This is a genomic window from Streptomyces sp. NPDC047028, from assembly GCF_040644095.1.
Taxonomy (GTDB): Bacteria; Actinomycetota; Actinomycetes; order Streptomycetales; family Streptomycetaceae; genus Streptomyces.
This window is the reverse complement of sequence record NZ_JBEYVS010000001.1, coordinates 295,163-321,148: the sequence shown is the minus strand read 5'-3', so window position 1 is coordinate 321,148 and position 25,986 is coordinate 295,163. Positions and strand designations below refer to the sequence as shown.

Annotated in this window: 15 protein-coding genes; 4 read left to right on the top strand and 11 right to left on the bottom strand. The window is 70.5% G+C overall.

Annotation, left to right across the window (positions count from 1 at the left end):
• Positions 1–27 precede the first annotated feature (27 nt).
• Both ABZ854_RS01510 and ABZ854_RS01505 read right to left on the bottom strand, forming a co-directional pair.
• Positions 28–777 carry a response regulator transcription factor gene (locus ABZ854_RS01510; protein WP_361202487.1) on the bottom strand — a complete coding sequence of 250 codons (750 nt, stop codon included), beginning with the start codon at positions 775–777 and terminating at the stop codon, positions 28–30.
• On the bottom strand, positions 774–2,066 hold the full coding sequence (locus ABZ854_RS01505; RefSeq protein ID WP_361202485.1) for a PspC domain-containing protein: 1,293 nt from the start codon (positions 2,064–2,066) through the stop codon (positions 774–776). Before ABZ854_RS01505 ends, ABZ854_RS01510 begins: the two co-directional genes overlap by 4 nt.
• Positions 2,067–2,247: 181 nt before the next feature.
• On the opposite strand from ABZ854_RS01505, the gene ABZ854_RS01500 reads away from it, so the two are divergent.
• Positions 2,248–3,753 (top strand): PspC domain-containing protein, encoded by a 1,506-nt coding sequence (locus ABZ854_RS01500; RefSeq protein WP_361202483.1) that lies wholly within the window; start codon positions 2,248–2,250, stop codon positions 3,751–3,753.
• Positions 3,740–3,958: a hypothetical protein gene (locus ABZ854_RS01495; RefSeq protein WP_361202481.1), complete on the top strand. Its 219-nt coding sequence runs from the start codon at positions 3,740–3,742 to the stop codon at positions 3,956–3,958. The genes ABZ854_RS01500 and ABZ854_RS01495 overlap by 14 nt, the downstream gene beginning before the upstream one ends.
• 177 nt (positions 3,959–4,135) lie before the next feature.
• Here ABZ854_RS01495 and ABZ854_RS01490 read toward each other — a convergent pair whose 3' ends face one another.
• The gene (locus ABZ854_RS01490; RefSeq protein ID WP_361202479.1) at positions 4,136–4,666 is read right to left on the bottom strand and encodes a DoxX family protein; all 531 of its coding nucleotides are present in this window, start codon (positions 4,664–4,666) and stop codon (positions 4,136–4,138) included.
• Positions 4,667–4,870: 204 nt separating this feature from the next.
• Positions 4,871–6,157, bottom strand: coding sequence for a hypothetical protein (locus tag ABZ854_RS01485; RefSeq protein ID WP_361202477.1), 1,287 nt, complete (start codon positions 6,155–6,157; stop codon positions 4,871–4,873).
• Positions 6,158–6,347: 190 nt separating this feature from the next.
• On the opposite strand from ABZ854_RS01485, the gene ABZ854_RS01480 reads away from it, so the two are divergent.
• The gene (locus ABZ854_RS01480; RefSeq protein WP_361202475.1) at positions 6,348–7,253 is read left to right on the top strand and encodes a DUF4429 domain-containing protein; all 906 of its coding nucleotides are present in this window, start codon (positions 6,348–6,350) and stop codon (positions 7,251–7,253) included.
• Positions 7,254–7,273: 20 nt separating this feature from the next.
• Here ABZ854_RS01480 and ABZ854_RS01475 read toward each other — a convergent pair whose 3' ends face one another.
• Together ABZ854_RS01475 and guaA are read right to left on the bottom strand one after the other, a co-directional pair.
• Positions 7,274–8,068 (bottom strand): class II aldolase/adducin family protein, encoded by a 795-nt coding sequence (locus tag ABZ854_RS01475; protein WP_361202473.1) that lies wholly within the window; start codon positions 8,066–8,068, stop codon positions 7,274–7,276.
• A 128-nt stretch (positions 8,069–8,196) separates the two neighbouring features.
• Positions 8,197–9,774, bottom strand: coding sequence for a glutamine-hydrolyzing GMP synthase (gene guaA, locus ABZ854_RS01470; RefSeq protein ID WP_361202471.1), 1,578 nt, complete (start codon positions 9,772–9,774; stop codon positions 8,197–8,199).
• Between the two features lie 291 nt (positions 9,775–10,065).
• On the opposite strand from guaA, the gene ABZ854_RS01465 reads away from it, so the two are divergent.
• Positions 10,066–10,371: a chorismate mutase gene (locus ABZ854_RS01465; protein ID WP_361202469.1), complete on the top strand. Its 306-nt coding sequence runs from the start codon at positions 10,066–10,068 to the stop codon at positions 10,369–10,371.
• A gap of 657 nt (positions 10,372–11,028) precedes the next feature.
• Here the strand turns inward: ABZ854_RS01465 and ABZ854_RS01460 are convergent.
• The 5 genes from ABZ854_RS01460 to ABZ854_RS01440 all read right to left on the bottom strand — a co-directional run bounded on the left by ABZ854_RS01460 (position 11,029) and on the right by ABZ854_RS01440 (position 25,983).
• Entirely contained in the window at positions 11,029–12,846 is a 1,818-nt protein-coding gene (locus ABZ854_RS01460) for a GMC family oxidoreductase (protein WP_361202467.1), read from the bottom strand.
• Positions 12,847–12,900: 54 nt separating this feature from the next.
• Positions 12,901–14,520: a succinic semialdehyde dehydrogenase gene (locus ABZ854_RS01455; RefSeq protein WP_361202465.1), complete on the bottom strand. Its 1,620-nt coding sequence runs from the start codon at positions 14,518–14,520 to the stop codon at positions 12,901–12,903.
• Between the two features lie 482 nt (positions 14,521–15,002).
• Positions 15,003–15,425, bottom strand: coding sequence for a hypothetical protein (locus ABZ854_RS01450; RefSeq protein ID WP_361202464.1), 423 nt, complete (start codon positions 15,423–15,425; stop codon positions 15,003–15,005).
• Between the two features lie 12 nt (positions 15,426–15,437).
• Positions 15,438–22,277: an RHS repeat-associated core domain-containing protein gene (locus ABZ854_RS01445; protein WP_361202462.1), complete on the bottom strand. Its 6,840-nt coding sequence runs from the start codon at positions 22,275–22,277 to the stop codon at positions 15,438–15,440.
• Positions 22,278–22,371: 94 nt separating this feature from the next.
• Positions 22,372–25,983: a LamG-like jellyroll fold domain-containing protein gene (locus ABZ854_RS01440; RefSeq protein WP_361202460.1), complete on the bottom strand. Its 3,612-nt coding sequence runs from the start codon at positions 25,981–25,983 to the stop codon at positions 22,372–22,374.
• Positions 25,984–25,986 lie beyond the last annotated feature (3 nt).

The window sequence follows — 25,986 nt, the reverse complement described above, 5'->3', positions numbered from 1 at the left end:
GGTCGCGACCGCGCGTGCCGGCCGGGTTCAGACCAGGCGGCGTGCCGTCGCCCAGCGGGTCAGCTCGTGCCGGTTGGACAGCTGGAGCTTGCGCAGGACCGCCGAGACATGGGACTCGACCGTCTTCACCGAGATGAACAGCTGCTTGGCGATCTCCTTGTACGCGTAGCCCCGAGCGATCAGGCGCAGCACCTCCCGTTCCCGCTGGGTGAGCCGGTCGAGGTCCTCGTCGACGGGCGGAGCATCGGTCGAGGCGAAGGCGTCGAGGACGAACCCGGCGAGGCGCGGGGAGAAGACGGCGTCGCCCTCCTGGACCCGGAAGATCGAGTCGACCAGGTCGGTGCCGGTGATGGTCTTGGTGACGTAGCCGCGGGCGCCGCCGCGGATCACGCCGATCACGTCCTCGGCGGCGTCCGAGACGGACAGCGCCAGGAAGCGGACGGGCCGCTCGGCGTCCGCCATCAGCGGGGCGCAGCGGCGCAGGACCTCCACCCCGCCGCCGCCGGGCAGGTGCACGTCGAGGAGGACCACCTCGGGCCGGGTGGCGGTGATGACCGTGACCGCCTGGTCGACGTCGGCAGCCTCGCCGACGACCTCGACACCGGTCCGGTCGGTCTGGCCGATCTCGGCCTGCACGCCGGTGCGGAACATACGGTGGTCGTCGACGAGCACCACACGCACCCGCCGCCCGCCCGCGCCCTCGTCCACGGGCCGGCCGGACCCGGCCGTCTCCGCGGCCCCCGCCGCTGTGCCGTTCGCCTCGGTCGCGTCGCTCATGACGTCTTCTCCGCCCTCTCCATCTCCAGCTCGACCTCCGTGCCACCGCCCGGCACCGCCCGCAGCCGGGCCGTGCCACCGTTGCGTTCCATACGGCCGATGATCGATTCTCTGACGCCCATGCGGTCGGCGGGTATCGAATCCAGGTCGAACCCGGGGCCGCGGTCGCGTACGGACACGAAGACCGTCCTTCCCTCGACCTCGGCGTAGACCTGTACGGCGCCGCCGTCGCCACCGTACTTGGCGGCGTTGACCATCGCCTCGCGCGCGGCCTGCATCTGCGCCGCGGTCCGCTCGTCGAGGGGGCAGTCGCCGACCACGACGACCTCGATGGGCACCCCGTGCTTGTCCTCGACCTCGGCGGCGTTGCGGCGCACCGCCTCGGCGACCGTGTCCGGCTCGTCGGCCTCGTCCTTGCCCGTGCCCTCGGGCTTGTACAGCCAGGTGCGCAGGTCGCGCTCCTGGGCGCGGGCGAGGCGCCGGACCTCTCCGGCGTTGTCGGCGTTGCGCTGGATCAGGGTGAGGGTGTGCAGCACGGAGTCGTGGACGTGCGCGGCGACCTCGGCCCGCTCCTGGGCGCGGATGCGCATCAGACGCTCCTCGGACAGGTCCTGCGTCATCCGCACCAGGTAGGGGCCGGCGAGCAGCGTGATGCCGACCAGGACGGCGAGCGCGGCCTGGAGGACCGCGCCGAGGTGGGCGGCCGAGCCCTGCATGATGAAGATGGCGGAGACGCCGGCCGTGACCAGCAGGACGCCGCCGCCGGCCCGCAGGAGACTCAGGGTGCGGCGCCGGCGGCCGGCCTCGACCCAGCGCGCCCGGCGGGCGTTGTCCGCCTGGCGCCAGACGAGGGCGACACCCGCCGCGACCAGCACGGCGGGGACGAGGTACGCCTTGGCGGCACTGCCCAGGTTGACACTGCTCACGAAGACCATGGACACGATGACCATGAGCAGCAGTGCGGCCAACTGTCCCTTGTCCGGCTTGCGGGCCACGAGCCTGCGGCGGCCGTCCGCCGCGGTCTCGGTGCCGACGAGCGCGGGCGGTTTGTGGTCGCCGACGCCTCCGACACCGAGCGGGACGAAGAACCAGAACGCGGCGTAGAGCAGCGCGCCGAGTCCGTTGGCCATGAACAGGCCGACGAAGACGAGCCGGACCCAGACGACGGGCAGCCCGAGATGCCCGGCGAGGCCCCGCGCCACTCCGCCCAGCCAGCGACCGTCGCTGCTGCGGTAGAGCTTGCGCGGCGGCCGCGGGTCGTCGAGGGGTGTCGCTGCGGCTTCCGGCATGCCATCGATGGTCACACGGCCGCCGGATCCGGGGCATCAGGGTCGACCCCCGAGACTCCCCTGATCTTCGATTCGACTGCGGTGATCGAACATCTCCCCCGGCCGTCTCAGGGCCGATTTCAGGGTTCGCCCAGGGTCGTCCCGGCTCCCGCCACGGCTGCCGGGCCGTCACCATGGACGCATGACGGATCACGAGCACGCCGCGACGGGTCCGGGACCCGGCACCGGCCCGCGCCCGGCCCCGGGCTCCGGACCGACGGATGCCGCGCCCGCCGCGACGGACAGGACGGGAGCGACGGAGGCGCCAGGCGACCACGCGGAGAAGCGGAACAGCCGAGCGGGCGCGGACAAGGGGGCCGACGGTCCGGGCGACGGCCCCGGCGGTTTCGAGCCGGACACCTCCGGCACCCCTCAGCCTTTCCTGCGCGACCGCCGGCACCGGGTGATCGCGGGTGTGTGCGCGGGGCTGGGGCGGCGGACCGACCTGGACCCGGTGATCTTCCGCATCACCCTGGCCGTGCTGGCCGCGACCGGCGGGATCGGCCTCATCTTCTACGGGTTCGCCTGGCTCCTCGTGCCCTACGAGGGCGAGGAGGAGAACGAGGTCCGCAAGCTCCTGACGGGCCGGGTCGACGGCCAGGCGCTGGCCGCCGTGCTGTTCGCGCTGGTCGGCTGCGGAGTGCTGCTGACCATGATCAAGAACGGAGGGGTGCTGGCCTTCGCCGTGGTGCTGTCCGTGCTGCTCGCCGGCGCCGGGTACTGGTCGCAGCGGCGCGGTGCGCCCGACCCCGACCCGGTGGCCGCGCAGGCCGCGGCCGACGCCCCACCGGAGGCCCAGGCGCCGCCGGTGGTCACCAGTTATCCGTCCTGGTGGCGGGACCCGATCGTCAAGGACGGCACCCATGTCGGCGGCACCGGTTATCTCTGGGGCCCCGGTGACGCCCGCGAGCGGGAGGTCGGACCGGTGATCGACGCGGCCCTCGCCATGCCGTGGACGCACTCCGGCTCCCCGGGGACCGCGCGACCGGAGCCGCCGAGACCGCGGGCGCCGCGCGGTCCGCGCTGGATCGGGGGCTGGGTGTTCCTGCTCGCCCTGCTGGCACTCGGCCTGGGGACCGGGCTGACCTGGGACACGCGTCCGCTGGGCACGAGCCTGCAGATCGGGCTGGCCTGCGCGCTCGGGGTCTTCGGGCTGGGCATCGCCGCCAGCTCGTTCCTGGGGCGTACGGGCGCGGGGTCGGTGTTCCTCGCGGTACTGACGGCGGCGCTGCTGGCCGGGGCGGCGGCGCTGCCCAAGGACATCACGACGCACTGGAGACACACGGTGTGGCAGCCGGCCGCCACGGCGGACCTGCACCGCACGTACGACCAGGGCACCGGCGTCGGCACCCTCGACCTCAGCCGGATGCACCTGGTCAAGGGACAGAGCGCCGGAACGGACGCCCATGTGGGCGCGGGGCGGCTGAGAGTGATCGTCCCGGCGGACGCGACCGTGCGGATGAGCATCGACGTGGGCGTGGGCGACATCCAGTTGCCCGGGGAAGGGAAGGGAGACGTGGACGTGCAGCCTGGCAGGCACAAGGACGTGACCCTGTCGCCGGTCAAGGGCGGCAAGGAAGCCGGCACCCTGCGGCTCGACCTCCGGGTCGGGGTCGGACAGGTGGAGGTCAGTCGTGCTGCGTCATGAGTTCCAGCCCGGGAAGCTGGTCGCCGGGCTCTTCCTCACCGCCACCGGAGCGCTGTTCGCCGGGGACGCGGCCGGCCGGTGGGAGACCCCGTGGTTCGTGGTCGTCCCGTTGATCGTGGGCGGCCTGGTCCTGGCCGGCGTCACCGCCGCCCTGACCCGGGGGATACGCCGACGGCGTGGCACCGCCGGCGCCGCTCCCCGCTAGGGCCTGTCCGGCGGTCCTCGTGGAGCAGCCCGCGGCGTCTGGTGCGTGCTCTCGGCGTGCGCCCGGATCGCCCTCGTACGTACTTGGATGATTCGGGCGTGCGGCGAGAGGGCGTGCCAGTCGTCGCGGGCCCACGAAGATCCGCCGGACAGGTCCTAGCCGCGCCTCACCGGCCGGTCACCGGTAGCCGGCCGCCCGTTGCCGGCGCCGGGCCCGCCAGGCCGCGTCCACGGAGAGGTACGGGGCACCGGCGAGGACGAGGGGCAGCCAGGCCATCAGGTAGGCGAGGTCGTTGCCGTAGTAGTAGGGCGTCGAGGCCCAGCTCACGGTCAGCCACAGGCTGAGCGAGATCAGCGCGCCGCCGAGGGCCGCCAGCCGGCCGAGGACACCTAGCAGCGTGCCTATGCCGACGGCCAGTTCGCCGAGGGCGATGGCGTACCCGAAGCCGACCGGGCTCTTCAGGGCCAGATCGACCAGGGCCGGGATGGCGGCGGAGCCGCGCACCGAGTTCATCGTGTCACCGATGGAACCGGCACCCCCGGCCTTCAGGAAGGAGCTGTCGGTGAGTTTGTCCAGGCCGGCGTAGATGAAGGTGACGCCGAGGAAGATGCGGAGCGGAAGGAGGGCGTAATGACCAGCGGTGTCCCGCCAGGTGCGGCCGCCAATCGGATGGGAGGTGTGCGTGTCGGTCCGAATGCCATGAGTCATCGCTACTGGCCGCCTCTCGCCCGCTGTCTGGAGACCGTCACCCGACGATACGTACGACACCCGTTCCCGGTTCAATCCCGTCGCTGCTGTTTTTCCGGGATTTGTCCGCGGTTCTCCTTCTTCGCACCGTTCTCCCTGTTCTCCCTCTGCTCCCCCTCCTCACGGCTCTCCTGGTTCTCAGGGCTCTCGCCGCTCTCGCCGCGCTCACTCCGTGATCTGGACGATGCACCGGTTGGTGGCCAATCCGGCCGCGGTCACCACCTGGATCTCCACGGAGCCGGGCTCCACCTCGGCGGGCACGGGGACGGTCAGCACCGTGTCCGTGGGGTTGCTGAAGCCACCGCTGACGGGGACCAGCGGGACGTGGACGTCGACCGGGCCGATGCGGACGACCATCCGGGCCAGCCGGTCGGCGCTCCTCGCCCCGGGCGGGACGAAGCCGGTGCCGCGGATCTCGATGTCGTCGCCGGTGCGGATCGGCCCGTCCAAGTCCCCGGGCTCGCGGCTGCGGACCACGGAGAAGATCACGGCACGGCTGCCCTCGGCGTACTTGCCGGCCAGGTAGGTCGCGGCCGAGACGAGCACCAGCACCGCCAGGCCCCAGGGCAGGTCGGGCAGCCGGTCCGGGCGGCGGACCAGCCGTACGGCGGTGAAGAGCAGGGCGGCGGCGTTCAGGGCGACGTACTGGAGGTCGGCGAAGGCACCCCGGCCGGCGTCGTCCGTCAACAGGTCGGCGGCGTACGGCCGGTGGGCCGGGACCTTCTGCAGCCGCTGGGTGAGGACGCGCAGCCCGACGACCCGGCGGACCAGTACGGCGATCCCGCTGACCACGGCGAGGACGGTCACCAGGCCCGCCCCGCGCGCGAGGCCGAGTCCGGCGAGCAGCGCGTCGCGTTCGGCGGGGTCGGAGGCGACGGCCAGCCGGGCCGCCAGCAGCAGGACCGTGTAGCCGGCGAACAGCGCCCAGCAGGCGGCGACCGTACGGGAGGTGGACATCCGGTTGTCCTCGCCGATCACCGGCGCCAGTGCCCCGCCACGGGCCCGGTGGAACCAGGACGCGGCGGTCAGCGCGCCGCCGGTGACAAGGGCGGCGAGCAGTGCGGCGGTGCGCGCGTGGCTCCAGCCCGCGCCGATCGCGGTGAGGGCCTCACTGATCAGCAGGACGACGACGACGCCCCAGACCGCACAGGCGGTGCGCGGCCACAGCCGGGCGAGCCACGCCTCGCCCTCGGTCCGGCCGCGCTCCGCGACCGCGTCCGCCCGCTGGGTCAGTTCCTCCGAGACCCACTGCCGGGACGCGGAGGCCGAGTGCGCGACGGCCGCCGGCAGGCCCTGCCCCGCCGCGAACTCGTCGCGCCGGCGCAGGAACGCGGCGACGGCCCGCCGATGCCCCTCCCGGGCCCCGTGCGGACAGTCCCCGCAGGTGCAGCCGCCCTTGTGGGTCCGCTCGGCACCTGTCGCCGCATCCTGTCTCGCCTCCTGCACCGCCACGCCCGACGCCCACCTTCCCCTCGACCCGAGTCACGGCAGGCGACCCGTTCGGCGGGCCGCGTCAGCGCCGTGCAACTCCCCTGTGACGAGAGCGCATTGTGCCCTACACCGGGGTGCCCGGAACGGCCGGTCCGGGTCAGGGCGGGTGAAGGCCGGGCCGGCGTGTTGACCCGGCTGGGAGAATTCCCGTATGGCCGAGATCATCCAGCGGGACGGGACCTGGGCCTTCGACGGCAGCACGATCCGGATCACTCCCGGACTCCACCGCACCGTCCCGCTGTTGCGGCAGACGTACGGGGAGATCTCCGTGCCCCTGGAAGCGGTGTCGGCCGTCTGCTTCGAACCGGAGCGCAAACACGGCCGGCTGCGGATGCGGCTGCGCGAGGGCGCCGACCCGCTGTTGCAGGCCACGGGCGGCCGGTTGCCGGAGGCCGCCGACCCCTACCGGCTGTCGGTGGACGCGGACCGCTGCGGGGTCGCGGAGTACGTGGCGGAGGAGATCCGGCACGCGCTGTTCCTCGACCAGGTGCCCAAGGAGCCCACAGTGGGCTATCTGCTGCCGGGTCCGCCGGTGCCGGTCTCGGTGCGGTCCTCCGACGGCACGGTCTCCTTCGACGGCACCCAGGTCCGCATCGACTGGGCGGACACCTCCGACCGGGTGAAACGCGCGACCGGCCCGCGGATCATCGGCCTCGGCGACCTGGTGCAGGTCGAGTGGCTGCCCAACTCTGGCTACGAGGACGGGTTCCTGCGGTTCGTGACCCGCGAGACGATGTTCTCGAAGCTGCCGCCCGAGCGGGACCCCTTCACCCTGGACCTGTGGGGCAGCGTCCGGCGCGATCTGCTGACGGCCCTGGTGGCGGCGGCCGTCACCCACCGGCTGCCGCACCCCTCCACCCGTACCGGCGAGGCGTACGCCGGCCCGAACCGCCCCGAGGCGCCCGCGCCCGGGCCGTGCGGGCAGGCCGGGCCGTACGCGGACCATGACGTGCTGCTGCGCCGTCTGCGGGAGCTGGGCGAGCTGCGCCGGGACGGGGTGCTCACGGACGACGAGTTCGCGCTGGCCAAGGCGGCCGTGCTCAAGGGGTTCGGCTGAAGGCGTGATGGCCGTACGGGTCAGCTGAGCAGGTCGGGTTCGCCGCGGCTGATGTCCTGCCACAGCGGCTGGTAGTTGATCCAGGCCACCAGGTCGCCGCCGAGCTGCTCGCGGGTGGCGACGGCCTGCCGGTGGTCGATGAGGATTGGGCGGCCGGCGGCCCTGGCCATCAACTGCACCTGGCAGGACCGTTCCAGGGACATGAACCACCAGGCGGCCGCGTCCACCGAGTCCCCGACGGTCAGCAGCCCGTGGTTGCGCAGCACGAGCGCCTTGCGGGAGCCGAGCGCGCCCGCGATGCGGCGACCCTCCTCGGCGTCGACGGTGACGCCGCTGTAGGCGTCGTACAGCGCGAGGTCCTCGTAGAAGGCGCAGCTCTCCTGGGTGATGGGGTCGATCAGCTCGCCGAGGGCGGCCAGGGCGCGGCCGTGGACGGAGTGGCAGTGGGCGACGGCGACGACGTCGGGGCGGGCGGCGTGGACCTGGGCGTGCACGGTGAACGCGGCCTGGTTGACGTGGTAGCGGCCCTCGACGACCTGTCCGTCCTGGTTGGCGAGGACGAGGTCGCCGACGGTGACGTGCCGGAACGGCATGCCGAAGGGGTTGACCCAGAAGCAGTCGGTGAACTCGGGGTCCCGGGCGGTGATGTGCCCGGACACGCCGTCCTCGAAGCCGGCCCGGCCGAAGATCCGCAGGGCGCCGGCGAGGCGTTCCTTGCGGTGGCGGCGTTCGTCGTCGACCGAGTCGTGCATCGGCGGCATGGCGAACTGCAGCTGGTCGGTGGGCAGCGGCAGCGGTGGGGTCGGCCCGTGCATCGGTCCTCCAGCACTGGGTTGGCTGTACGGTCCGGAAGTTACCGTCGGTCAGCGCAAATGGGCAGTGCCGTGGTGTGAAGAAAGAGGTGGAACGGCCGTAGCCGCTCCACCTCTCCACGTCACCGGGGTCACTCCCACTCGATGGTGCCCGGGGGCTTGGAGGTCACGTCGAGGACGACGCGGTTGACGTCCCGGACCTCGTTGGTGATGCGGGTGGAGATCTTCGCCAGCACCTCGTACGGCAGCCGGGACCAGTCGGCGGTCATGGCGTCCTCGGAGGAGACCGGGCGCAGGACGATGGGGTGGCCGTAGGTGCGGCCGTCGCCCTGGACGCCGACCGAGCGGACGTCGGCGAGGAGGACCACCGGGCACTGCCAGATGTCACGGTCCAGGCCGGCCGCGGTCAGTTCCTCGCGGGCGATGGCGTCGGCCTCGCGGAGGAGGTCCAGGCGCTCCTTGGAGACCTCGCCGACGATGCGGATGCCGAGGCCGGGGCCCGGGAAGGGCTGGCGCTGGACGATCTCCTCGGGCAGGCCCAGCTCCTGGCCGACCATGCGGACCTCGTCCTTGAACAGCTTGCGCAGCGGCTCGATGAGCTGGAACTCGAGGTCCTCGGGGAGGCCGCCCACGTTGTGGTGGGACTTGATGTTGGCGGTGCCGGTGCCGCCGCCGGACTCGACGACGTCCGGGTAGAGGGTGCCCTGGACCAGGAACTCGACGGCCGGGCCGGCGTCGGCGATGATCTCGGCCTGCGCCTGCTCGAAGACGCGGATGAACTCGCGGCCGATGATCTTCCGCTTCTCCTCGGGGTCGGAGACTCCCTTGAGGGCGGTGAGGAAGCGCTCCTCGGCGTCGACGACCTTCAGCTGGACGCCGGTGGCGGCGACGAAGTCCTTCTCGACCTGCTCGGTCTCGCCCTTGCGCATCAGGCCGTGGTCGACGTACACGCAGGTCAGCTGGGAGCCGATGGCCTTCTGGACGAGGGCGGCGGCGACGGCGGAGTCCACGCCGCCGGACAGGCCACAGATGGCGCGCTTGTCGCCGACCTGCTCGCGGATCGCGGCGACCTGCTCGTCGATGACGTTGCCGGTCGTCCAGTCCGGCTTGAGGCCGGCGCCGCGGTACAGGAAGTGCTCCAGGACCTGCTGGCCGTGCGTGGAGTGCATGACCTCCGGGTGGTGCTGGACGCCGTACAGCTTCTTCTCGTCGTTCTCGAAGGCAGCGACCGGAACGACGTCGGTGGAGGCCGTGACGGAGAAGCCCTCGGGGGCCGCGGAGCAGGCGTCGCCGTGCGACATCCACACGGCCTGCTCGGCGGGGGTGCCCTCGAAGAGGGTGGAGGAGGTCCGGGAGACGTGCAGGTCGGTGCGGCCGTACTCGCGGGCGCCGGTGTTGTCCACCGTGCCGCCGAGGGTCTGTGCCATCAACTGGAAGCCGTAGCACATGCCGAAGACCGGGACGCCGGCCTCGAAGAGGGCACGGTCGAGGCGGGGGGCGCCTTCCTCGTAGACCGAGGAGGGGCCTCCGGAGAGGATGATGGCCGCGGGGTTCTTGGCGAGCATCTCGGCGACCGGCATGGTGCTCGGCACGATCTCGCTGTAGACCCGCGCCTCGCGGACGCGACGGGCGATGAGCTGGGCGTACTGCGCGCCGAAGTCGACGACCAGGACGGTGTCGGGAGTGGCGGCAGCGGGGGTCGATGACACGGGGTGCCTGGCCTTCCGGCGGTCTGGGCGGGGTCTGTGTCTTCGATTCTAACGGGCCGGGCGGGCCGCCCCTGCTGCGGTGCCATGGCATACTGTGCGCCATGCTCACGCACTCGACCTTCCTCTTTACCTATGGCAACCGGCCCGCCGGCTGCCACGGTCGAGCTGCTTGAGCGCACCGCCAAGCGACTTCCCAGGCGCCCCGGGCCGACAAGGCCCGGGGCGTCTGGCGTTTCCGGGCTCTGTCGCCTCCGGGGCAGCCGTCAGCCGTACTCACCAGGAGGCCCCGACATGACCACGACCACGGAAGACATCACCGAAGACATCACAGAAGGCGTCACGGAGGAGATCAAGGCCGGCGCGTCCATCGCGGACGCCCGCGCGCGGATCGACGCGCTCGACGACCGGATCATCGGCCTGATCCAGGAACGGATGGCCGTCTCCGCCGTCATCCAGGAGACCCGTATCGCCTCCGGCGGCCGACGGGTGAGCCTGTCGCGGGAGATGGAGGTGCTCGGTCACTTCCGGGACGCCCTGGGCAAGCCGGGCACGGCGCTGGCGATGACCCTGCTGGAGCTGTGCCGGGGTCGTATCTGAGTTCGGGGCCGCTCTCACCCGTACGGCGCCGTGACCGGCCGGCGCACCCCTTCGTTGAGCCAGGTGTCCGTGCCAGCCAGGGGCGGGCCCGACAGAACCACGCGTGGCTCGCTGGGGCGATGAGGCGTACGGGTCGTGCCGTACGCCGTGGGACCTCGCTCCAGGACGTGACCGGACGGCAGGGGACAGCAGCCCGGTCATCCAAGAGAACGGTCGGCTCCGGGGACGCCCGGGGCCGGCCGGCGGAACCGTTCAGCACCGATGCGCAGCAGCTCCCCGCGTCCCCGCGCAGACGGATCGAGCCCCTCCACGACGCCCACCGCACGACACCCACGAACCCCGCACGACCCGGCACGACCGCAACACGACCATCCACGCGGCGCACCTCCCCCCGGCGCCGCTCCCCGGGCACCGGCGCACCCCGACGCCGGTGCTGACGAAAGAAGGGCCCCGCGGCCGGCACTCCCGCGGGGCCCTTCGTCGTGCGCAGGCGAGGCATATGTGACGCGAGACACACGAAGAGGTGACGGAGGCCGTGCAACCTTCCTGTGTTCTCGCTGATCAAACCTGCTACCGGATCACAAAAGCGGTAAGACCGAGGGACCTGCGTTCGGAGGGGGACGCAGGTCCTTCGCCGTGCCCCGCACGCCCGCCGGTCTACTCCTTGGGCGGCACCGTCGGCATTCCCAGGAAGGGCAGGCGCAGCGCGCCGAACGCCTCCGTCGGGACCGCCGGCCGCAGCGGCTCGACCGGCTTCAGCCGCTCGTACGCCGCTCCGGGCACCGGACGCGGGTCCTCCTCGCCCTTGTTCGGCCAGTACGACATCGCGCGCTCGGCCTGCGCCGTGATCGTCAGCGACGGGTTGACGCCCAGGTTCGCCGACACCGCCGCACCGTCCACCACCGAGATGCCGGGGTGGCCGTACAGCCGGTGGTACGGGTCGATCACCCCGGTCTCGGCGGAGTCGCCGATGGGGCAGCCGCCGAGGAAGTGCGCGGTCAGCGGGGTGCCCATCAGTTCGCCGACGTTGCTGCCGGCGAAGCCGTTGATCTCGTCGGCGAGGACCGTGGCGGCCTCGGAGGCGGCCTTGATCTGCCTGGGGTTGGGGGCGCCGTGCCCCTGCCGCGCGGTGAGCAGGCCCTTGCCGACGCCGCCGGGCTTCAGGTAGGTCGTCAGCGAGTTGTCCAGCGACTGCATCACCAGGCCGATGATCGTCCGCTCCGACCAGCGCCGGTTGGACAGCGAGCGGGCCACCAGCATCGGATGCCGGGCCGCGTTCGCAAGCCAGGCCAGCAGGCGGGAGGAGCCCTCGGCGTACGGCACCTGGAGGATCGACAGGCCGCCCATCGAGTTGGAGCCCTTGCCGTACCGGACCGGCTCGATGTGGGTGTTCTCGTCCGGATGGATCGAGGAGGTGATGGCGACACCGCGCGTGAAGTCGGCCCTCGGCGCACCGGTCGCCTTGCGGTAGCGGCGGTTGTCGGTCTGCGCGCCGACCACGGCCTCGGAGTTCGTGCGGGTCAGGTCGCCGAGCCGGGCGGAGACGTACGGCAACTGGCCGCCCGCCTTCAGCCGGTGCAGCAGGGTCTGCGTGCCGTAGGTGCCGGCCGCGATGACGACCTTGCGGGCGGTGAGGATGCGGCCCTTGCCCTTCTTCTTCTGGTCCGTGGGCAGGGTCGCGACGGCGAAGCCGCCGCGGGAGTCGTCGGTGACCGACACGACGGTCGTCATGGGGTGGACCACCGCGCCCGCCTTCTCGGCGAGGTAGAGGTAGTTCTCGTTGAGGGTGTTCTTCGCGCCGTGCCGGCAGCCCGTCATGCACTCCCCGCACTCGGTGCACGCCTTGCGGGACGGGCCGGCGCCGCCGAAGTACGGGTCGTTCACCTCGCCGCCCGGCTTGGCCTTCGCGTGGCCGTCGGCGTCCTTGCCGTCGCCGAAGAACACGCCGACGGGTGCCATGTGGAAGGTGTCGCCGACGCCCATCCGCTGTGCCGCGGCCTTCAGGTGCACGTCGGAGGGGGTCATGGTGGGGTTGAGCCGGACGCCGAGCATGCGCCGGGCCTGGTCGTAGTACGGCTTCAGCTCCTCCTGCCAGTCGGTGATGCCCCGCCACTGGGGGTCGTCGAAGAAGGCCTTCGGCGGGACGTAGAGGGTGTTGGCGTAGTTGAGCGAGCCGCCGCCGACGCCCGCGCCGGCCAGCACCATGACGTTGCCGAGCAGGTGGATGCGCTGGATGCCGAACATGCCGAGCCTGGGGGCCCACAGGTAGTTCTTCAGGTCCCAGGAGTTCTTGGGCAGGGTGTCGCGGGTGTAGCGGCGGCCGGCCTCCAGGACGCCCACCTTGTAGCCCTTCTCGGTCAGGCGCAGGGCGGACACGGAGCCGCCGAATCCCGATCCGACCACGATGACGTCATAGTCGTACCCCTCGTCGTACCCGTCCTCGTCCCGGGTCTGGACAGACTTCTCCTGCGACACGTGCTCTCCTCGTCGGGACGGGGGTCGGCCACCGGACGGTGACCCGGTTGGTGGCTAGCGGAACCGGAGTGCCTTCATGGCCCTCAGGCTCGTGCTCATGAAGCGGGCGTACCCCTCGTCCGACATGCCCAGGGAGGGCGCCATCGGCAGCAGGCGCTGGTGGGCGATCGTCTGGGCCTCGGTGTACTTGAGGATGCCCTCGGAGCCGTGGCGGCGGCCGAGGCCGGAGTCCTTCATGCCGCCCATCGGGGACTGGACGCTGCCGTAGGCCGGTGCGTAGCCCTCGTTGACGTTGACCGTGCCGGTGCGCAGGCGGGAGGCGATGTCCCGGGCGCGGCGGGCGCTGCTCGTCCACACGGACGCGTTCAGCCCGTACGGCGTGGCGTTGGCGCGCTCGACGGCATCGTCGTCGCTGCTGAAGCGGTAGACGGAGACGACCGGTCCGAAGGTCTCCTCCTCGCAGACGGCCATGGAGTCCTCGACGCCGTCCAGGACGGTGGGCTCGAAGAAGTAGGGGCCGATGTCGGGACGGGCGGCGCCGCCGGCGAGCACCTTCGCGCCCTTGGCGACGGCCTCCTCGACGTGCCGTTCGACGGTCTCCAGCTGCCGTTCCCCGACCAGCGAGCCCATGTCGGCGCCGTAGGCGAGGGAGTTGCCGAGCCGCATGGCCCGGGTGCGGGCGGCGAAGCGCTCGAGGAAGGCGTCGGCGACCGACTCGTGGACGTACAGCCGCTCGATGGAGATGCACAGTTGGCCGGCGGAGGAGAAGCAGGCGCGGACCGCGCCCGCGGCGGCCTTCTCGATGTCGGCGTCGTCGAGGACCAGCATGGCGTTCTTGCCGCCGAGTTCGAGGGAGACGCCGACCAGGCGGGAGGCGGCGCCGACGGCGACCTCGCGGCCGGTGCGGGTGGAGCCGGTGAAGGAGACGTAGTCGGCGTGCCGGACCAGCTCGGGGCCGACGACCGGGCCCTCGCCGAGGACGACCTGGAAGACGTCGGCCGGCAGGCCCGCCTCGACGAGCAGGTCGCGGGCCCACAGGGCGGTGAGGCAGGTCTCGGTGTCCGGCTTCATCACGACGGCGTTGCCGGAGACGAAGGCGGGCAGCGCGTCGCCGACGGACAGTTCGAGCGGGTAGTTCCAGGGGGCGATCTGCCCGACGACACCACGTGGGTGGCGCAGTTCGGTGACCTTGGTGAGGGTCGGGATCGCGCCGGTGTGCCGCTTGGGCCGCAGGTAGGCGGCGGCCCGGCGGCCGTAGTGCCGGGCGGCGACGGCGACGGCCTGCACCTCCTCGTGCGCGTGCAGGCGGGCCTTGCCGGTCTCCAGCTGCACGAGGTCGAGCACCTCGGCCTGCCGCTCCAGCAGCAGGTCGTGGAAGCGGAGGAGGACGGCGGCCCGCTGCCGTACCGGCGTCTTCGCCCACACGGACTGGGCGGCGCGCGCGGCCTCGAAGGCGCGCTGGACGTCCTCGGGGGTGGACTCGGGCAGGTCGGCCAGCTTCTCGCCGGTGAACGGCGTGTGACTGGCGGTACGGCCGGAGCCGACGACGCCCTTGGTGAGCTGCGCCACCAGCTCGGGCGTCACCACGTCGGCGGCGGTACGGGCGCCTTCCGGGGCGGGCGCGATGGGGTTGGTGCCGGTGCCGGTCTTCTCCGGGGCCTGCGAGTCCGTCATGAGGCGCAGGGTATGCCGCGCGGGCCCGTTTGTGTACCCGTCGGTAACAGGGATTCACCGACTGCACACACAACGCCAGTGATCACTGGCAGCAAATGCGCTGATCAGGGGGTTGTCGAGGGACGATCACTCGCTCCGGGTTTTCTAGCGAGGAGCGGGCGGAGAGCGGAGAAGGCGGTACGCCGCCGGGGCGGGGACTCGCTCACAGGCGCCGTCGGACCGGGCCGGGGCTCGGACGCCGCGTGCAGGAGCCCCGTACACCGTGACGGCGGTGGATGTGGTGAGTGACACGATCTCCGCGGTCCGGGTCGACTGGCCCTCCTCGGACCGGCTCCGGGTGAGCGGCGCCGGACCCCTGGGGCTGGCTCCGTACGCCAACCGCCCCTGGGGCCCGCCGCATAGCGGTGAGCCCCAGAGGCGGTTACTCAGCATGGAAGCCGCAGAATTTGCAGCTTTCATGACGTCGCGCACCTCTGATCCCGCTAAGTGCCGACTCGATCCAAAACATCCAGGTCGCCCTCGAAGGAGACCACCACAATCCAGGCCCGATCTTCTGCGAGGAAGTAGTGATGCTCCGGCACCTCAAGAAGTGCAGCCGTGACCGAAGCGGCGCCATCTTCCGTAAAACGCACACCGTAGGGAGAAAGTCCGTCTCCCACATGTTCGACTACAGAGCCTGGCCGGATCCTTGCGCAGATTTCCCTGGCGGCACTCGCTGCGAGTAGCTGCGCATCGTCGATTCGCCAATGCTCATGCCTACCGCTCACGCGAGACCAATCGATCTTCCCTCCCGCGAAATCGAAATGGAGCTCCAACCAATCGAATACGTCTGGCGCGCTTGTTTTCCTCAGGGCAGCTAGAGGCGGTATGGAGAATACCTCTTCTTCCCAATAATCACCGGACAAGCCATTCCTCCATCACCCGCATCCGTGCAGACCCTGAAGCTTCGTCACGGTCTCTTCAGTGGCCTTGAACTGGAAGTGCGGACCCTTCTCTTTTCCTGCCCATACGTTGATGTGGGCCCCGCTTCGATCATCGAACTCGATTCGGAATCCCACCTTGCCGTTGGCCGTTTGCATGCCGATGGGCTTACCTTTGATCGTCCCGAACTTGCCCAATGTCACTTTGTCAGCTTTGAATCCGCGAGAGCTCAGCCAATCCAGAGCTTGATTCCGCGCCTGATTGAAGTCATCGGTGACAGGCTCGCCATCATTGTGCACCAATACTGGCGTTGCACCCGCCAGCACATAGTACGTATGCAGCTCGCTGACCGTCAGGTTGCGCACGGTCGCCGTCAGAGCCGTCCAGTGGGCGACCGCGGTGATCCGGACCCGAGTGCCGGTGCTCGTGCGGAGCCATTCTCCGGACTTCAGGCCGGTCGCCGGGAGCCAGGCGTGGAGGGCCGGGACCCAGAACGGGTGGCCGTCGGTCGCGGTGACCGATGCCGTCTTCGAGCCCTTCTTGCCGTCCGTGTCGACGGTGACCTTGACCAGGTGCTTGAGGCCGGTGCCCTTGATCTCGGCGGTGACGGTCTCGGTCTTGGTCTTTCCGGTCTCGGGATCGGTGGCCAGGACCTTGTCGCCGATCCTGATGTCCGCGATCTTCTTCCTGGACCCGTCGGCCATCAGCACCAGAGTTTCTGGTGTGAAGCTGTTGACCTTGCAGGCTGTGGCCGCCTCCTCCAGCCGCTTCGCTTCCTTGCGGCTCTTCTGCCAGTCCTTGAAGGTGCTCAGGAGCTTCTTGCCCAGGCCCCAGACTCGCTTGGCCAGGGCTGCTGCCTTGTCCCAGCGCAACAAATATTTCTTGGCCAGCTTGGCGAGCGGGCCGCCGCCCAGGAAGGAGGACACTACGTTGAGGGCTGTGTTGCCGCAGGCACCGAGGGCGCCCGTGGTGAAGCAGTCCAGGGCGTCCGTGATGCCCAGCTCATCGGCGGCGATCTTGCCGAGCTCCTTGGCGATCGCGATCGCCTTCTGCTTGGCGGAGTCCTCGTCGATCTTGGCGACGTCCGCCTCGGCCTGGGCCGTCGTGTACGTCGAGTGGCCGCCCGACTTGCTCATGGGTTGGCCGCCGGGGTCGTCGGTCCAGGCGCCCCGGTGCTTCGACGGGCCGGGTCCGCACTCGTTCCAGCCGCCCACGCAGTTGGCCAGCCGCAGACCCGACGCGTCGTTGTACGTCACGGGGCTGTTGTTGGCGTAGGCGTAGCCGTTGATCTGCTGCGGGTCGGTGTAGTCGACGATCGGGTCGGCCGAGATGAAGCGGCCCGTGTCTGCGTCGTACTCGCGTGCGCCGAGGGTGATCAGACCCGTGGACGCCTCGATGGTGCCGCCGACGAAACCCTTGTCGTTGACCCAGCCGGAACCGGAGGACGAGGACTCGTCCCGCGCGTTGCCGAACGGGTCGGAGCGGCGACGGATGGTCGCGCCCGTCTTGGCGTCGACGGCGAGGTCGGCCGTGCCCTGGTGGTCCGAGGCCAGGAAGTGGACGCCGTCCGCCCCCCGCATCGCCACCGTGGTGTCGCCGAAGCTGTAGTAGCGCGTCGCCGTCACCTTGGACGTGGACTTGTCCAGGTCCAGTTCCATGCCCGGCAGGTAGAACGTCTTCCCGGTCGGGGTGTCCCGGAGGACCCGGGTGCCCGTGGCGTCGTACTGGTACGACGTCACCGAGTCGTCGGCGTTCGTGACCGTGGTCAGTTCACCCTGCTTGTCCCAGGCCAGCGACTGGGTGTCGCCGTCCAGGACGCGCTTGGTGGTGTTGCCGGTGGCGTCGTAGCCGTAGGTGTTCTGGGAGGTGACCTCCGGGGTGGTGGCCGTGGCGTCCGTCTTCTGGACGATCGACGACACGGTGTGCGGGCCGGAGTCCTGGCCGTTCGGTCCCGAGCCCTTGCCGTACGCGTACGTGCGGCTGGAGGTCGGGGTGCCGTTCAGTCCGTGCCGGACCTCGCTGGTGCGGTTGCCTATCGAGTCGTAGCCGTAGTCCGTCCAGTAGGGGGTGACGCCGCCCACCGTGGACGGCGAGGCGCCCGACGCGCAGGACGTGTCCGTGCTGCCCGTGCCCTTGGCGTCGTTGGACGCCAAGGAGGACGTCCAGGACGAGGACATGCGTCCGAGACCGTCGTACGCGAAGCACTGCACGTCGCTCGTGCCGCCGGTCGGCGTGTCCGCGATGGACAGGATGTCGCCGGCGTCGTCGTAGGTGTAGTTCGCGTCGTAGGCGACGCTCGCCGCGCCCTCCACGTCCACCCGCGAGTTGGTCAGCCGGTCGGTGCCCGCCTCGAAGGAGTTCGTGATCCACGTCTTCGGCGTCCCCGAGACCCCGGTGGACAGCTCGAGCTGCTCCAGGTTCGAGGTGGGCGAGTAGGACGCGCTGGTGACGTAACTCCCGCCGGTGAGAGATGTGTTGAGGCCGGTCAGGCGCTGCAGGTTGTCGTAGGCGTACGAGAGTGCCTCGGCCGGCAGGTCGCCCGCGGCCGGAAGACCCTCGCCCTGGAGCGTGCCGTCCCGGTTGTACTGGTCGGTGTACTCGTAGGTGCCGCCCAGCTGCGGCTCGGCCGTCTTGGACAGGTAGTACTTGGTCGAAACCGGCTTGTAGTCGTTGTCCGGGTCGAGGACCGGGTAGGTCGTCGACGAGTAGACCGCGCCGTTCTTGTACGTGTAGACGCCGTACAGCTCGCCCTTGGCGACCGTGTCGTACTTGGTCACGGACAGCTTGGTGCCGGTGTTCGCCTCGCCCTGCCAGGTGGAGACGGCACGGCCCAGCTCGTCGTAGACGGTGGACGTCTTGTCCCCGTTGACGGTGGCCGAGGTCTGCCGGTCCATGGCGTCGTAGGTGTAGGACGCCGAGCCGGTGTCGGGGTCGGTCGAGGTCTTCTTCCGGCCCATCTGGTCGTAGGTGTACGACCAGGCGTCGCCCTTGTCGTCCGTGACCTTCGTCAGCCGGCCGGCGGCGTCGTAGCCGTACGACGTGGTGACCGTGTCGCCGTCGGCGGGGTACTGGACCTGGGTGATCGTCCGCTCACGGGCGTCCGTGACGGCCGTCGTCTTCACGCCGCCCTTCGGCGGGGTCGTGGTGACGCGGTCGCCGCCGTACGCGTAGGTCGTCCGGTACTTCTCCGTTCCCTGGACCTCGGTGATGGTCGCCGTGGTGCGGCCCGCGCCGTCGTACTGGGTGACCGTCTGCGCGTCGAGGTCGGCGTTGACGGGCTGGAACAGTGTCGAGGACGGGGCACCGGAGGTGTAGTAGGTGTCGTTGACCTTCACCACCCGGCCGGAGCCGTCGTACAGGGTGTCGGCGACCATACGGCCGCCCCCGGGCCCCTCCGTCTGCTGCTGGCGTGGCCGCAGGAAGCCGTCGTACAGGGCCCATTCGCTGCCGTACGTGGTGCCGTCGGCCTGGATCTTCTCGGTTTGCACGGCGGTGGGGCCGGCGTCCGAGCGGATCAGGTACTCGTACTTGAGGGACGGGGTGAGGCCGGATGCCTTGGAGCGGTCGGGCAACCAGACCGAGACCAGGCGGCCGAGGCCGTCGTAGGCGAGGTCGGCGCGCTTGCCGTTCTCATCGGTCTTCGCCGTGGGCAGACCCCACTGCGGAGCGTACTCCGTCGTGGTCGTCCAGCCGTCGACGTTGGTGACCGTCGACTTGGTCGCCAGGCCGTAGGTGTCCGTGTAGGCCGTCGACGACGTGTACTTCGTCGAGGACGAGGCGGTGTCCGCGTCCTTCACGACCAGCGGGCGGCCGTAGGCGTCGTACGTGCTCACGGCGGTCGTCTGGTACGTGGCCGTCGTGCCGTCGTGCGCCGACAGCCGCTTGGTCATGGTGATGTCGCCCTTGGTGGGGGCGGCGCCCAGGGTGGTCGAACCGTCGTAGTAGGTCAGGTCGTCGGAGATGACGTCCTTGGCACGGTCGGGGGTGGTGGCGCAGTCGACGCCGACCGTCTCCACCCGCGAGACGAGCGAGTAGATGTGCGCGCTCGCGCTGTCCGCGTACTCGGTGCGGGTGCACTGGTTGTCGGCGACGCCGACCTCACCGGCGTCGGCGGTCTGGATCTCGCGGCCGGTCGTGTCGTCGTACGTCGTGGTCGACGCGGTGTGCCGCCAGCCGCCCACCGCGAGCGCGGTGTACGTGTCGGTCGAACCGGTGGCGACATAGCGGGCCTTGTGCGTCCCCCAGTCATGGGTTTCGGTGGCGGTCACCGCGGTCCACGGCACGGTCACCGACTTCTCGGTGACGGCGGAGCCGTTGTAGGTGATCGTCTCCAGCTCCTGGCCGGCCTTCCAGTCGGTGTCCTCGTACGAGACGCCGTTGGAGTCGGTGACCGTGGCCGAGCGGGTGTGGCCGTCCTTGTCGACGTCACCGTCGAGTCCGCGGAAGAAGACGTGCTCCGTCTTGGTGTTGGACGGGTCGTTGGTGCCGGCGGAGGTGACCACCTGCACCTTGCCGTAGCCGCGCCAGTCGCTCCAGGTGCGGTCCTCGGACTTGGTGATGCCGTCGGCGGGCGTCTTGCGCCAGCCGGCGTCGCCCAGGTACGTGTACGAGGTGACCTGGTCCGGGTTCTGGCCGGTCAGGTCGGTCTGGACGACCGAGCTGACCACGTACTTGTGGAACCAGTCCGTGATCGGGTCGGTGACGCCCGGCGGGCTCCACTTCACGGGGAAGCAGCGCTTGGTGGAGGAGTCCTCGGCCGGGACGTTGCTGGTCGTGCACTGGTTGTCGGCGTAGTTGACGCTGAGCGCGCCGCCCGACTCGTTCTTCACGCCGGAGAGGCGGAAGCGGTAGAACGGCTGGAGGTTGTCGCCGGTCTGGTCCACGCGGTTGGGCAGCTGGGTGCCGTACAGCTCGACGGACGGGACCGAGACGTCGGTGCCGGTCTTTCCGGTGTGGTCGATCTTGCTGAGCCACAGGGACTTGGAGCCGTCGCCGTTGTCGGTGAAGACGTGGGTGAGGCTCCACTCGTCGACCGGCGAGTACGTCGCGTCACCGGTGCGGATCTGCGTGGTGACCTTGGTGAGCTTCTTGCGGGTCCAGAACGTCGGCGAGTTCTGGCCCGGGCACTTGGTACCGCTGGCGCAGTTCTGGTCCCACGGGACGTCGGGCCAGTCGGCGGCGGTGTCGTCCTTCAGCGCGCCGGCGGAGCAGTCCGTCAGGGAACCGACACAGCGTTCGGCGGTGCTGAAGAGCACCTGGGCGGCCGGCTTGTCCGCGTACGCCTTGCCGTCGCGCTGACCGTAGTCGATGCGCTTGAGGTAGCCGCCCCGGATGTAGGCCTTGCCGTTCTCGGTGGTCTTCAGGCCCTGGGTGTAGTAGTTCGTCTCCGTGCCGTAGAAGTACGACATGGCGTCGCCGTGCGGGTCGACGACGTAGTCGAGGTTCCAGCGCCAGGCCTGGGTGCAGTAGGCGTCGGCGAAAGTGGCGTTGTAGCAGGGTTCGCCGGAGTCGTCGCCGTAGACCGGCGTGGTCCAGGTGGAGTTCGTCGCCTCGTCACCGCTCGCGTATCCGGGCAGGTGGTTGAGTCCGAAGTAGTACTGGGTGCCGTCGGAGGTCGTGATCTTCCAGTACTCGCCGTTGTTGTCGCCGTTCGTGGCGGAGGTGAGGTGCTCGACCTTGGAGTTGTCGTCGGAGCCGATCCGCCACTCACCGGTCTTGTCGTCCTTGACGAGCTGTCCGGAGGTCCCTCCGGTGAGGGACAACGTGGCGTTGTCGAACGCCCAGCACTCGTCGCCGTTGGTGTCGTCGTGCCCGTCGTCGGCGCACGGCTTGTAGCTGCGCTCGATGTAGCCGGGGTCGTAGGAGAAGCCCTGGCCGATCCACGAGCCCTGGTTGTTGGTGGTCGCCGTCTGGCCGTCGATGGACTGGGAGTTGTAGCTCAGTCCGACCGTGGGCTGCAGGCCGCCGGGGACCGGCGGGACGGTCATGGGGTACGACCAGGTGAACGCGCCGGAGCTGGCGTCGACACCCCACTGCGAGGAGGGCGCGAGGCTGGTCGCCTTGTAGTCGCCGCCGTCACCGCTGCTGCCCGCCGTCGCCGCCACGACCGTGGCCGAGGAGCCGGTGGAGCCCGCTTCGAGCAGCTGGGTGGAGGGGCCGGAGGTGTCGGCCGCCGCCTGCACGGTCGCCGTGACCGTCTGCTTCGCCGCGTCGTTGCTGCTCTTCAGGTACGTCGGTGTGGAGCAGGACTTCTTGTGCGGCGTGGTCAGGACGCACGCCGGATACTGGGCGAGCCGGATCCTGGAGGCGTAGTCGCCGCCGTAGGCGCCCGCGAAGCCCGAGTAGTCGAGGGTGACGCGGGCGTCGCCCTTGGTGGTGCCACCGTCGGTGCGGGCGAGGGTGAACAGGACACCGTCCACGCCCGCCGTCCGGGCGGCCGCGCGGTCCAGCATGCGGACCTGGACGGAGTGCGCGCCCTTCTTCCCGCCGGCCGACTTCGCCGACAGCGGCAGGCCCTTGGCGCCGGCCGCCTTGCCGGACAGTCTGACCTCGGCGGCGCCGGCCTTGGGCCAGTGCGCCTTGTGCGTCGTGCGGACCGCGGCCTTCTTGGCCTGGTCGGTCCTCTTGAACGCCTTGGCCGCGACGTCGTGGCCGGGGACCGGCTTGTCGAGGCTGGTCTGGGTCTTCGGCCGGGTCAGGCCGTCGTGGGCGACGGCCTCGGGGACATAGGTCGGAAGCAGCCCTATGGACAGGGCCAGTCCGAGGACCAGCGCCGTCCGCCTTCGGCCGCGTCGCCAGGCCGGTCTGATCGACCGGAACCAGGGAGGCGAGGACATGAAGTCTCCATTGGATCAGGGGTGATGAAGGAAAAGGTGCGCACGCCGAGATGGGCGGGCGGCACCGAGGCCGCCCGCCCATGCACGGAGATGGTCAGGCCGGGGTCTCCTCGATGCTGGAGCCGCCCGGCAGCACCGCGACGGTGGTCACCAGTGAGGCGTCCAGCGGACCCTGGTACATGCGCACCTCGTCGACGGCACCGGAGAAGTACTCGCCCGCCGTCTGTCCGGTCAGCGCACGGCCGACCTGGAGGCTGGTCGTACTGAAGTCCCAGGTGTTGTCCCAGGAGGCGTCCGCCACCGCGGTGCCGTTGACGTACAGCAGCACGTCGCCGAAGACCGCGTTGTAGACCAGTGCGAGGTGGTCGCCGTCGCCCTCCGAGCTGGGCGGGTCGGCGTTGTCGAGCAGCGTGGTGGTCACGGGGGTCGCCGAGTCCGCGCTGGTCACCACGAGCTGCCAGCGGTCGCTGGAGGCCTGGTACCTGACCTTGATCGCGCTGTCGTTGGCGCCCGCCAGGGACAGCACCGTCTCGTCCGCGGCCGGGTTGGCCGACGCGAGGCGGGCGCGGGCGGTCAGGGTGAAGCTGTCCTGTGCGGAGAGCGGTCCTGTGGCGCGGGTGGCGTACGCGTCCGTGCCGTTGAGGACCAGGTTCCCGTCGCCCCACAGGGGCGGGGCCGGCGGCACGCAGTCCGGGTCGGCCTCGGGGTCGCAGGACTCGTCCGGTACGTAGATGGAGGCGCCTCCGCCGAGGGTGAGCCCGGTGCCGCCGTTCGTCTCGGGAGAAAGCCCGGCCGTGGCCTGGTCCAGCTGCCAGTAGGCCAGCTGGTGCGGCTGGATGCCGCCGAGTTCCTGTCCCTCGGTGGGCGGGATGACCCGGTCGTGGAACTTGACGTCGGCGACGCTGCCCTTGAACTGGTTGATGTAGCCGCCGGGCGAGAGCTTGCGTCCGATCTGTACGGCGCCCGTGGCGTTCCAGGTGGTGTGGCGGCCCTGGACGTCGTCTGCGACGAGGACGCCGTTGACGTAGAGCATCATCTTGCCGAGTTCGGCGTCGTACACGCCGATCAGATGCGTCCAGCTGTTGGCGACGGCCATCGCGCCCGAGACCTTCCAGGTGCCCAGCGACTCCATGTCGCTGAGGGGGATGCGGAAGGTCCAGGAGTGCGTGTCGACGTCGTATCCGAGTTCGAAGCCCGGCTGTGCCGTGCCGTCCTGGCTGACGACGGTCGCGTTCTGGGTGGGCAGCGTGGGCAGCATCACCCAGGCGCTCACCGAGAAGGTCTTGCCCGTGTCGACGGCGGGCGCGCCCGCGTCGAGGTAGGCGTTCTCGGTGCCGTCGAACGAGGCGGCCGTGTCGGTCGAGCCGAGCGGGCCCTGGGCGCCGAAGGTCACTCCGGAACCGGCGGTGGCGTCGGGTGTGCCACTGGAGCCGGCCGCCTTCGTGGCGCCCTTCGCGTCGCCGAGGGTCCAGCCGGCGACGGGTGCGCGGCCGTCGCTGACCAGGAAGACGTAGGCCGTCGGGGTCAGCTGCGCGTTGCCCGCGCCGTCGATGGCGGTGACGTGCAGGGTGTACGAGCCTTCGCTCGGCGGCATCCAGCGCACGGTGGCAGGGCCGCCGGTGACCGCGGGAGTCACCTTCCGCTTGGTGGTGTCGGCCTGCGGGCCGGTGAAGTAGTAGGAGTAGGCCGTCACGTCGGTGGACGGCGAGTCCATGGTGAAGGAGCCGTAGTCGCCGACGCCCGCGTGCCAGGCGTCGTCCGCCGGGTATTCGGCCGACGTGATGGCGGCGGACTTGGGCTTGTGGGTGTCGTAGATGAACTCGCAGCGCGTCTGGTCGCCGTCGGTGGACCAGGGGCCGTAGGCCTGCTGGTCGTAGCCCTGGACCTGCCAGGCGATGGTGGTGTTCTCCGGGATCGAGAAGCCCGGTTCGCCGTCGCCGGAGACGTCGTCGCCCACCTTGTACTTGAACGTGGCCTGACCGGTCTGGCCCGTGCCCGTGGTCGTCTTCTTCTGTGTCGTGGCGTAGTGGACGACCTCGGTGGAGCCACTGGTCCACCAGATCTTGAAGTGCGCCTGGAGGCTCTCGCTGTTGGAACCCGTGTCGTTGTGGTCGTAGTCCTTGATGACCGCGTACAGGGTCGGCGCCTCGGTCACGTAGTGGTCGGTGGCGTGACCGTACTCGCACGTGTCGCCGGGGACCATGCTCAGGTCGCTCTGGGCCGGCTCCAGCGGCGGCCTGTTGTACGTGACTTCCAGGTGCGCGTTGCCGCAGAACCGCTTCCAGTACGACGTGTCGGACTCACTTCCCGCCTTGAGGCGGAAGGTGGTGGTGCCCCAGCCGTTGTCGGCGGCCTTCTGAACGGTGCCGGTCACGCCGAAGCGCACGTTCTGGTTGGTCGAGGTGCACGAACCCGCTGTCTCCGTGGGCGACTTCGTGGCGATCGTCTCCTTGGACGAAGGCTGGTTCGACCAGGTGGTGGACGAGCTGATCGCGCTCGCACCGGTGCTGTTGACCCGGGCCAGCTGCACCTCGCGGGCGCTGGAGCTGTAGGTGAAGACCTGGGTCACGGCGAACTCCGCGCTGACGATGTCCTTGCCCGCGAAGGTGGCGGTGGGAATCGCGAAGAACTGCCGTTTGACGTCGGTGGAGCTGGCGCAGCGGTACGACACGTCGGCCGGGCACCGGCCCACGCCCTCGTCGTCGTCGAACTTCCAGAACGAGGTGCCCGAGTAGTACGAGGACACCATGGTCCAGGAGCTGCGATTGGCGGTCTTGACCACGGGGTCGATGTAGACCGGGTAGACCGTGTCTTTGCCGGTGAGCAGGCCGCTGTCGGGGGTCAGGGTCATGGCGTCCGACGTGACGTCCACGCCGACGTCGGCGACCCGGGCACCCTCGGGGGGCGTCTGGGTGCTCGTGTCCGCCGTGGCCGGCCGGTCGGTGGCGGCGTGGCTGGAGTCCCACATCACCGGTTGCGGCGCCTCGAAGACGGTGCCGCCGGAGCCGGCGTCGGTGGCGCTGAGACCGCCGTCCCCGGTCTCCTTCAGCTTCACCGACGAGGTGTCCAGCCCGAGCCGCAGCTTGTCGAGTTCGGGGTCGGCGGCCGCCTTGGCGTTCTTGACGACCAGCACGTGCGAGAAGCCCTCGGCGCTCGCGGTCACCGTGAGGTCGACGCCGGGCAGGACACCGGGATAGGTGGCGGTCGAGCCGTCGACCTTCGGCCGGGGCAGCCTCTTCGGCCAGTCGAGGGAGAGCGCACGCCCGTCCTGCTGGATCTCGGCGAAGGTCGTGTCGCCGCCGCCGGAGAACGACATGGCGGACAGGGCGGCCCTGGGCGCGTAGGAGCCGTTCTTCTGCCGGACCAGAGTGGTGTCGATGTCCTTCCACGTGCCGTCGACGCGGGTGCGCACGGGCTGGACGTACTCGTCGGTCGTGAACGTGCCGTCGGGGTTGGCGTAGGTGGTGCTGCGCTCGTCGCGCAGGCTGAGGATCTCCTGCCGGTGGCCGGACCGGTGGGCCGCGGCCTGGGCGGCGTTCGCGGTCAGCGCCGCGGGGCCCTTGGCCGGGTGCTTGTCCTTGACGGCCGTCGCCGTGGCGGCGGCCTGGCCCTCGGCCGGCACGGCGCTCAGCCCGGTCGCCAGCAGCGCCGCGAGCGCGGTCGCGGCGGCGACGCCTCGGCGTCTGCCGCTTCTGCGGAGTTTCATGGT